This is a genomic window from Halobacillus sp. HZG1, assembly GCF_035818575.1.
Taxonomy (GTDB): domain Bacteria; phylum Bacillota; class Bacilli; order Bacillales; family Halobacillaceae; genus Halobacillus; species Halobacillus litoralis.
Window position 1 is genome coordinate 1 of record NZ_JAYLVQ010000071.1, and the last position, 10,579, is coordinate 10,579.

Annotated in this window: 8 protein-coding genes; 1 reads left to right on the plus strand and 7 read right to left on the minus strand. The window is 42.0% G+C overall.

What is annotated here, in order from left to right; translation table 11 throughout:
• Positions 1-482 precede the first annotated feature (482 nt).
• Entirely contained in the window at positions 483-1,094 is a 612-nt protein-coding gene (locus VKA52_RS14635) for a TetR/AcrR family transcriptional regulator (RefSeq protein ID WP_160915321.1), read from the plus strand.
• A gap of 60 nt (positions 1,095-1,154) precedes the next feature.
• Here the strand turns inward: VKA52_RS14635 and VKA52_RS14640 are convergent, their stop codons facing one another.
• From VKA52_RS14640 to VKA52_RS14670, 7 genes are all read right to left on the minus strand, one after another.
• Entirely contained in the window at positions 1,155-2,576 is a 1,422-nt protein-coding gene (locus VKA52_RS14640) for a dihydrolipoyl dehydrogenase family protein (RefSeq protein WP_326316222.1), read from the minus strand.
• Entirely contained in the window at positions 2,566-2,967 is a 402-nt protein-coding gene (locus VKA52_RS14645) for a DUF1499 domain-containing protein (protein ID WP_326316223.1), read from the minus strand. Before VKA52_RS14645 ends, VKA52_RS14640 begins: the two co-directional genes overlap by 11 nt.
• A gap of 71 nt (positions 2,968-3,038) precedes the next feature.
• On the minus strand, positions 3,039-4,247 hold the full coding sequence (locus VKA52_RS14650) for an anti-sigma factor domain-containing protein (RefSeq protein ID WP_160915327.1): 1,209 nt from the start codon (positions 4,245-4,247) through the stop codon (positions 3,039-3,041).
• Complete coding sequence (sigI, locus tag VKA52_RS14655) at positions 4,244-4,981, minus strand: RNA polymerase sigma factor SigI (RefSeq protein WP_160915329.1); 738 nt, start codon at positions 4,979-4,981, stop codon at positions 4,244-4,246. The genes VKA52_RS14650 and sigI overlap by 4 nt, the downstream gene beginning before the upstream one ends.
• Positions 4,982-5,349: 368 nt before the next feature.
• On the minus strand, positions 5,350-6,183 hold the full coding sequence (locus tag VKA52_RS14660) for a S1C family serine protease (protein WP_326316224.1): 834 nt from the start codon (positions 6,181-6,183) through the stop codon (positions 5,350-5,352).
• A 34-nt stretch (positions 6,184-6,217) separates the two neighbouring features.
• The gene (locus tag VKA52_RS14665; RefSeq protein ID WP_326316225.1) at positions 6,218-8,245 is read right to left on the minus strand and encodes an ABC transporter ATP-binding protein; all 2,028 of its coding nucleotides are present in this window, start codon (positions 8,243-8,245) and stop codon (positions 6,218-6,220) included.
• Positions 8,242-9,990 carry an ABC transporter ATP-binding protein gene (locus tag VKA52_RS14670; RefSeq protein WP_326316226.1) on the minus strand — a complete coding sequence of 583 codons (1,749 nt, stop codon included), beginning with the start codon at positions 9,988-9,990 and terminating at the stop codon, positions 8,242-8,244. Before VKA52_RS14670 ends, VKA52_RS14665 begins: the two co-directional genes overlap by 4 nt.
• Positions 9,991-10,579: the final 589 nt, after the last annotated feature.

The following is a 10,579-nucleotide window of genomic DNA, read 5'->3' on the forward strand; positions in this document are numbered from 1 at the left end:
TCAGCTTGTGTGGTTATGAGAAGTGAATGATGTAAACTCTATCCCATTGACGTTTAGCAAACGCAAATGCTTGATACAACACACTATACGCCTGCCTAGGGGGGAAGAATTGGAACCTTCCTAATGAATACAGGTGTTCTAATCATCCACTTCCCTCAACCATTCATGCTACCCCTTTTAGAATTAGTTTCGAGACACTTATAAGGTAAAGGGGCGGAGGGAAACGGTGAGACTCCTATGGGACGTGTGGGACAGGTGAGACCCCGGAAGGCGTAGCCTGAGGAGGCTCACCGCCCGCCCCATGGAAAGCGAATCGTTTCCCGGAGGCCCTAGAATTACACAAAAGTCTCGAAACTGAGTCTTCCACTAAAGGGAGCGTTAGTGAAATAGGGATGGTTGGATTAAGTGTGTGCAGAAATGAAATGTATGAATTGAATCGGTTCATAACTTCGTGTATGATGGTTTAAGAAGAGGTGTAGACAATGAACGGATTTGAAAGAAGGAAAGAACGCAAAAAGCAGAATATTTTGAACGCCTCCCTGAAATTGTTCTCAGAATATGGGGTGCAGAAAGTCAGCATCCAGGAAATTGCCAAAAAAGCACAAGTTTCTCAAGTCACCATTTATAATTATTTTGGCGGCAAAGATGAACTGCTATTCGAGACGGTAAAAAAATTCATTTACGAACGATTGGACCGTTTTCGGGACGTCGTCCACAATGACGATATGGACTTTAAGGATAAGATTCGTTTTGTAATTCAAGATAAAAAAGAAAACATCCTCCATATGGACCCTGGATTTCTTGAAACCGTGATGAGGGACCAGCCTGAGTTACAAGAACTGATTCATACCTTCACACAAAAAGATGCGGTTCCTTTACTTATGGAACTCGTGGAACAGGGAAAAACGCAAGGTTTCGTTCATCCGGATATTTCTTTTCGATCCATTATGTTTTATATAGAAATGTACTACCAGGCGATGCGCTCGAAGGAAGATTTCTTCGATCATTCTTTACCTGAATTAAGTGAAGAGATCACCCATATGTTTTTCTATGGCCTTATGGGGAATCAAGACGAACATTTGCACGAAGACTAAAATATTGGATAGAAAAAATGCGTAGAGAAACGTTTCTCTACGCATTTTTGGATCCTTTATTTATCTCCATTTTTTCACATACCAGCGAATAAGATCATTCCATTTACTTCCGAACAGTTTCTCTCGCCAATACAGGTCTGCGGTTTGAGAGACGACATTGTTTTTAGCCGGGTAAGGGTGTATAACATTCGAGATGCTTTGAAACCTCTTATTGAGGGCCTGAACGGTCCCGACTTCCTGCATCCATTCTCCAGCACCGTCGCCAATAGCATGAGCTCCGACGATTTTCCCTCGATTCGTTGTCAAAATTTTTACAAGACCTTCTTTTTTCCGTTCGGCCATAAACCGATCGTTATCAGCTAATTTTGTTTTAAAGGTTAATAAATCTTCCCCATACTTCTCTTTTGCTTCTTGTTCGGTCAAACCAAGATGATAAATCTCTGGGTTTGTGTAGACAACCCACGGGATTTTTTCATAAGAAGCTTTTCTAGAAAGGCCCAGAACCGCGTTGGATACAGCGATTTTCCCTTCCATTCCTGCAACATGAGTGAACGGCATAGAGCCATTACAGTCACCTACAGCATAGATATGTTTCTGATTCGTTCTTAAAGCTGCATCCACTTGGATCGAACCTTTCTCAGATACGATACCCGCCTTGTCCAATCCAAGCCTACCGATGTTCGCTTTTCTTCCAGCCGCTACAAGGATGGTATCGGCAGTGATGCTGTTTTGAGCCCCGTCTTTCGTATAGTGAATTTTCACCTGTTCCCCGTCTCTCTCGACTCGTTCAGCCTTAGTATTTGTTAAAACATTCAGCTCTTCTGATAACAATCGTTGGGAGAGATTTGAAATTTCCTTATCCTCTTTGGATAAAACTTGTTCACTTCCTTCAATTACTGTCACTTCTACACCCAGACGACTCATGGCCTGCGACAGTTCTACTCCAATCACTCCTCCACCGATCACCACCATGGAAGAAGGTTTTTTCCTTAGAGAAAATATGGTTTCATTTGTTAAGTAATCCACTTCGCCTAAACCATCAATAGGAGGGACTGCGGGGGAAGATCCGGTAGCTATAACAAAACGTTTAGCGGTGATCGTCTGTTCTCCTACCTGCAGTGTATGCTCATCTAGAAAACTTCCTTCAGCTTCATAAATATCAATCCCCAGGTTGATAAAGCGGTCTTTGGAATCATGTGCCTGGACATCTTGTAAAGCTTCAGATACGCGTTCCATCGCTGATGTAAAAAAACTTTCGTAATCATCTTTCGTCAATTGAGTATATTTAGATGCATCTTTTACTTCTTTAGCGGCTTGAATCAATGCCTTCGAAGGCATGCATCCATAATGAAGACAATCCCCGCCTAGTTCATTTTTCCGTTCAATAAGAGCTACTTTCGCTCCAAAACTTGCCGCACCTGCTGCTACCGTTAATCCACCAGAACCGCCACCTATAACAACGATCTGATAATCAAACGTCATGGGTTTCTCTCCTCATTGAATCATAATGTTGGGATATCGCTTCCATTCGATTTTTATTGACTCCAAAGTCGGAATATCCCACTCTTGAAGCAGACCTGAAATGGACGACCTCATCCTTCTGATCAAAATAAAATTCAACGTCGTCCTTGAATTTGATCCACTTGGATTCAACTACAGCATGGATATAATTTTCGTTCTCTGTCTCAATCGTCGTTCTTTGTCTCTCACTTAAAATCTCTTTAATCAAAGACTTTGTGGTTTCCAAGTCCTTGGTAAATACCAAAGCATCCATTCTCTTTTCTTCCTGATCTGTTTGAGTACTGACACAGTTTGGAGACGTCGGGCATTCAGAGAGTCTCCCGTTCTTAACGCCTATATATGGTTTACTCATCATTACTCCTCCTTTTCTACACGATACCCTTATCTTCCCTGCTTCTTCAACAAAAAAGCACTCCCAACTGTCTAGGAGTGCTTTCCGTTCGAAGAATTTCCGTTACCTTGAGGAGGTTTCTCTTTCCCTTTTGATCCTCCTCTTTCTCGTTCATCCTTCTTATGATTATGTTTTGAACCATTCCCCTTACCCTTCTCTTGGCCTTTTTCTTTCTTGTTTGGCTTAGGAGACGGCTTTTTGGGTTTTTCCTGATGTTTACTGTTCGTTTTTTTATCTTCGTTTTCTTTATGTTTATTCTTGTGGTCTTTCTTTTCTATGTGTTTGTTCTCGTTGTCTTTCTTTTCTATGTGTTTTTCCTCATGTTCAGACTTTTGCTTTTCTTTTTGCTGACCCGGAGCTTGGGATTTCCCTTTTTGACCCTCTTGTTCAGGTTGTCGGTTCTTCGCACTCTGGTTTTCAGGTTTTACATTTACAGCCGGAGGAGCCGTGGGTTTCTCTTCGGAATCTAGAACTTCCTTCTGTTTTTCTTCAGATGATTCTTCTTTATAAAACGATTGTATAATTTCTCGATCATCATCTTCAACGTGAACAGGGAGTTCTGATTCTCCTGTCTGATCCTTTTCTTCACTCTTTATTCTGTCTGCAACCATTTCATTGACAGATGCCTTCTGAGCAATGGCTTCCCTTCGTAGATCCTTCGGGACCAGAAAAGTAGCAACGCTTATATTCGCCGCTTTATTCATGAGAAATGTTTCAATTTCTTCCGCGTACTTCTGGTTCTCTTGTTCTTTTAAATAACTGATACCAATGAGGACTTGATTCGCATCATTGACATACCCTTTCTCTTGACTCAATTCAATCAACTCAAAGGTAACCTCGGATGCATCTTTCTTTTTCCAATCTTCTAAAGAGGAAACAATCTTTTCAGCTTCCTCATTTTGAGGGATGATATCTATGACTTTCATTTGATCATTCAATTCAAGTTCAACACTGGGATTAATATCGATATTCATATAGGCAAACGCCTGATTGCTGCCATACCACGAGAATACAGGGAAGACCATTAATAGAAAGATAATGGCTACAACAGCTGCCCGCGTATAATTGTTACGCAACACTTGAGTCCATCGATGCAGGACTTCACGCTCACTGATTGTCCTGAACTGGATTTCCATCCCAATATCTACATGGTCAACCTTTTCAGCTCTATGAAACTTGCCATCACTAGTCATGACAATCATATATTCATTCTGCTGTTCCATGACAATACCTTTTTTCACATACCCACCCCTTTCAGATAATCCTTAAGATATACGTAATCCCCGTTCAGGATGAGAACTAAGGCGATAATGAATTTACGGTTCCGTTCTAATGTTTTCTTACTAACATCAACACGATCGACCAAGTCCTTGATCGGTAAACGTCCTTTATCAATGACTTGCGAACATAAAAACTCATCTTCATAAACGAGCCTGGCCACCTGAACCGCGGATTCCCTAGCATCTCTATGTTTTGGAGAAGCCTCAATCAGCTCTTCAAATGAAAGCTTATACTTTTGCAACTGAGCCTGAAATTCCAAAATTTCCTCTTTACGATGCCAAGCTTCCGTTTCCAATTGAAACTTCTCCTTGGCTGCTGAAATTTCGACAGGGTTTTCCATTTGTTCTTCATCATGGAAATCCTCATCAAGAGAAGTGACTTGCACACGTTTTTGTTCATTCCGAATGTAATCAATCACTTTCCGCTTAATGACAAGTCTTGCAAAAGAAAGAAATGAACTGCCCTTATCACAGGAATAAGATTGGATGGCTTCATTGAATGCAAGCAAACCGATACTAAACTCATCATCTTTTTTAGGGTCTATATATCTTTTACAAACTTCAGAAACACTTTTGGCGATGAAAGGTTGATACTGTTTCAGCATTTCATTACGTGCATCATCATCTCCCTGTTTGGCTGAAGCTACTTGTTCATCCAGGGAGGGATCTGCTTTTTGAAAAAGACGTTTGATCAACCTTTATCACCTCCAGCCTATTAATGTTTTCGATTATGGCTTATATTTTTTGGGTGTCTTTTTTAAGATTATTTCAATTGTGTTACAAAATCGTATCAACCAAAATTTCTGAAGTTTGCAGTTATTGGGTCAGGGAAAAAGGTATTGTCCTCGACCATGACCATTTTACTGAACAACGCCTGAACGGTCTACTTCATAGGGGTTACATTTTATTAAATAACCATTTCAAAAAATAAGACCTAAGACTCTTCCAAGGTATACAAGGAATTATAGTAGTCGAAAATAAGGGATTTATAGGCATATATACTCACCAGAGCAATGAATGACATACCGTATGATCCATTGCAAGAAAATCAAAAGAGGAAACCCTAGGGGAGGTTTCCTCTTTCGGTCTGTTCGTAGTAATAATCTATAGGTACCGCCAGGCCGACCCGTCCATCATCATCATCATGTAATGTTGCGAAAACTACACCAATCACTTCTCCTTGATCATTGATGACCGGGCTTCCTGAGTTCCCTCGATATATCGGCGCATCAAGCATTAGAACTTGTTGGTCCCAATCAGACAACTGTTTATATCCAATCACATTCCCCTCATTGGCAATTCCCGTAAACTTGAGAGGATTCCCGATGAAGTACACATGTTCACGGTCATCGAAAACCGCTTCATCAGCAAGTTCCAAATGAGGAAGGTTTTCTCCTTCGACATCAAGAACAGCAAGGTCGACTTCTGGAAAAGAGGCAATGACTTCAGCGTCGAAAAGCCCGTCATCTGGAAAGCCAACAGAAATTCTTTTTTCATCTTCAATCACATGATGGTTCGTAAGGATATAACCGTCTTCGGTAAAAGCAAACCCGGTGCCTTTACTTTGTCCTGCCTCAACCACAACAACGGATTCCTTATAAGTCTGCACCTTTTCATCTGTCGAAAGTTTTGCAGAAGTCATAAGAAAGTCAATCGCCGGTATAGAGAATGTATTCGGAAGGACAGCGACGATATTCAGGACCATCATGAAAGCGATCAACCAAAATATCCACTTAGGGAAAGGACGCTTTTCCTTCCGCTGTTCTTTCTCTATCCTTTCCCGTTCATATGCTTTTCTCTTTTCTTCCTGAACGAGTTCATATAGTTCTTCATCATCTATTTCTTCATACAGGTCTTCATCGATGATGTCTTTTTTTTCGTATTCTTGCTCATGCATGAAACCTGCCTCCATGTCAGCAGTTTTGAGACCTCTATACCGCTTCTATACCTGCAGCACCTTGCTGCATTTGGTACATGCGATAATACTCACCTTTGTTATGAATCAGTTGCTTGTGGGTCCCTTGCTCCATTATTGTACCATGATTCAGGACAAAAATTTGGTCGGCTTGCTGGACAGTAGACAATCGATGAGCAATCACCAAAGTGGTTCTCCCTTTCTTTAAGACTTCCAATGCTTTTTGTATCCGTTGTTCTGTTTCCGTATCGATGTTGGCTGTTGCTTCATCCAAAATCAAAATGGCAGGATCAAAAGCCAACGCCCGGGCAAAGGAAATCAGCTGCCTTTCACCCATCGACAAGGTATCCCCTTTTTCGTTAACTGGTTCATCATATTTTCCGGGTAATTTCCCTACAAAGTGATCAGCACCGACAGCTTCTAACGCTTTGACGGCCATTTCCCGGGAAATACGCTCATCATTCATGGTCACATTCGACAGAATCGTCCCACTAAAAATGAAAGGGTCTTGAAGGACAATGCCCATGTGGCTGCGAACTTGTTGTCTAGACCACTCGCTCGTCGACTTTCCATTAATACGAATTGCTCCCCGCTGCGGATCATAGAAACGGAATAACAGATTCATGATAGAGCTTTTACCTGAACCGGTATGACCGACGAAGGCCGCTGTCTCTCCAGGTTTTACTTTGAATGAAAGATCTTTTAGCACATCGTTGCCTTTTTCATAGGCGAACGTCACATGATCAAAGTGAATCTCCCCATTGTATCGTCCAATTGGGTTATTCTTGACAGGCTCCCCATGTTCATTAAGAATTTCAAAGACACGCCCTGCAGCTACTCGTGCTTCCTCGAGCTGAGGCAACTGATTGACGAGATCGGTCACGGGCTGAAAGAGTCTGTTCAAGTAATCAACGAATGCATAAAGTACTCCTGCCGTAACCATTCCTTCAGGACCGATGGAACCTGCTCCGAAGTACCAGATAAAAGCTACGAAAGCGAGATTTCTCAATACATTCACGAGATTAAATGAAGTTAAAGCATTAAGCCTGATCAATTTCCTCTGGTAGGTGAAGTGACGCTCATTCAAGCTTTCAAACCCAGCTGATGTCTGTTTTTCCTGCCGGAAGGATTGAATGATTGACATGCCCTGGATGGCTTCATTAATATTGCCATTCATGTCACTGACGGTGGAGCGGATGACTTGGTTATACCTTCCTGCATACCCTTTGAACAGCTTCATCCAAATTAGTAAAATCGGGATTAATAATAAACTCAACAAAGCGAGTTTCCAATCCAAGAGCAGCAACGCAATATAAATACCGCTCATATAAAAGAAACTCGTCACAAATGTCGCCAGCACTTTTACATACAATTCACGGATCGACTCTGTATCATTCGTTATACGAGCGACTACTTTCCCTGCCGGCTGATCAACAAAGAATTGAACCGGCAGTGTCTGAATGTGTGAAAAAAGGTCATCTCTCATTTTCCTAATAATTCTATTTGAAGACTTTTGTAACAAAAACGTATGGGAAAACTGAAAAACAGATGCTATGAGCAATAACCCTACATATAAACCGAGTAGCCAATAAATGGACTTCATTTCAGGTAGAAAAAAGCTGTACAATTCCTGAACCTCTAATTCTTCAGCACCTACAGCATACATATTGTTTGACGTTTTAATAGTCAGAACCCCATCCTGCCACTGACGACTACCACTCACCGGCACTTGTTCTTCTGTGAAGTAATAATTTCGATCCACTTGTAAAATGGTCCGAGTTTGAACGATCTCATCCGACTCATCTTTTCGATCCGAGCGTTTATATATATTTCCTCTGTACGTTACGGTATGATCATCTTGTGTTTCAACCTGATACCATTGATTTTCAATTCCAATGATATGCTGATCAATCAGCCTTTTGGCAATGAAAGGACCGGTGAGTTCTAAAGCAACGGCGATAATTAAACAAACCAAACCAATGAATATACGTTTACGGAATAGCCACGCATACTGAAACAGCTGTTTTTCCGTCGACTTTTTCATCGTCCCACCTCCCGGCTCTCCAACTGTTGATGTTCATACTGCTGTTGATACCATCCACCATTTACAACAAGTTCTTCGTGCGTCCCCTGTTCGATAACTGCCCCATCCTCAAGGACCAGAATCTGATCCGCATGGGTTACGGCCGAAAGTCGGTGAGCGGCGATGAGCGTTGTCTTCCCTCTCCGTTCTCTCCTTAGGTGTTGAAGAATCTCAGCTTCTGTTTTCCCGTCTACGGCTGACATCGCATCATCCAACAAAAGAATTTCAGGGTCCATGATGAACGCTCGGGCGATAGAGACCCTTTGTTTTTGTCCACCTGAGAGCGTAACTCCACTTTCCCCTACTTTTGTGTCCAACCCTTGAGGCAGATGTTGAATATCATTGGCAATATGAGCAAGTTCCAACACGCGGTTAATTTCAGAATCGGAGGCCCCTGGTTTACCAAATTGGATATTTTCTCGGATTGTCTTTGAGAACAGAACCTGATCTTGGGGGACATAACCGATCCAGGATCTTGTCTGATCCAGACTAAGGTCTTCTATAGAAACACCGTTCACCTCAAGACGCCCCGAAGCCCCAGGATATTCACGAAGAAGCTGACGGAACAACGTCGTCTTCCCTGCGCCTGTTTTCCCTACAACTCCAATGGTCTCCCCTTGATTCACCGTTAAATGAATGTCATCAAGACTTTTCTTTTCAGACCCTGGATAAAGAAAAGACAATCCTTTAAACTCCACCTGCTTTGGATCTTCAAGGAAGGCAGGTGACTGAGGGTCTTTTACATCTGGCTCATAGTCAAGCGTCGTTTGTACACGATCCAAAGACGCATTTCCACGCTGCAAAACGTTAATCAGTTCTCCCACAGCGAACATAGGCCAAATCAACATTCCTAGATAAACATTGAACGAAACCATTTCCCCTAAGGTGATATGTTTTTGGAAGACAAGGTTCGCTCCGTACCCCAATCCGATCGTATAAGAAAGGCCCACCAATATTTTTATGGTCGGTTCAAATAGCGCATCAATCTTGGCTACCTCTATGTTTTTGTCGTAAACCTCCGTGGTCATATGGTTAAATGAGCGTTCATCATTTTTTTCTTGCACAAAAGCTCGAATGACTCGAACTCCCCGAATAGATTCAAGAACTTGGTTATTCATTTCTCCGAAAGATTCCTGTGCTTCTGTAAAACGCTTATGAATCACTTTGCCGTACCGTTTCATCACAAGAGCCATAATCGGCAAAGGAATCAACGCCGCAAAGGTCAACGGCCAACTTATCGTAAGCCCCATAACAGCAATGATCATCATCATAAACACGGTCGAATCGACCAGTGTCAGTATACCGAAACCTGCCGTCATCGTCAGAGCTTTCAAATCATTCGTTGCCCTCGCCATCAGATCCCCCGTACGGTTCTTTCCAAAGAAAGTGGGAGTCATCCGCAGAAAATGATTCATTAACCGGGATCTCATCGTTCTTTCCATCATCATTGCACCACTGAATAGCGTGTAATCCCATAAGTAGGAAATGGTATAACTCAAGATGATGATGCCCCCGTAAAGGAGCAGCAATTCCAATAGACGTTCTCTTGTAAACGAATGGAATTGTATTTCGTCTATCGCCATCCCCACAAGTTTTGGAGGGATCAGATCAATCATACTTACAACAATTAACTCTATAATCGCCAATGTGTACCGCTTCCAATAAATTTTAAAAAACCAGCGCAGCTTGAATAATACACTAAACATCGTTTACCACCCTCTCTACTAAACAGTCACTAGCCGCTCTCTTTCCAATCTTCGTTCCATTCTTTCTTTTCCATGTAGTGAACCATCTTGATTCCTCCTCTGATCATCTCATTCAATATATATAAAAATCGGTCGTGTAACCGACTTCTATTCTCAGACACAAAAAAGCATACGTCCTTTGACGTATGCTTTCACACATAAAAAAAGGCACGTATCTACGTGACCTTGTTTCTTCTATACGATTCCAAGCTGTCAGATAAACAAACGGCTTTCAGTCACGATCGATATGAAGTTGTCTTTATATTGAAGACGTTGCTTTTCCATCATCGTGACCTCCTTTTTGTATCAATGATTATATATTATATATTTTTCTGAATTTTAAATCAACCATTATTTTCAAACAGTCGTTATTAAACAATATGGCAGGTTTCTTGAATACTCAGTTTCGAGACGTTTGTTGAGTGGATGGGGGCTGCGGGGAATAGCTCGCTTTCCGCGGGAGCGCGGTGAGCCTCCTCGGACTGCGTCCTGTGGGGTCTCACCAAGCACTTTTTTCCCGCAGGAGTCTCGCCATTCCCCTCCGCCCCTT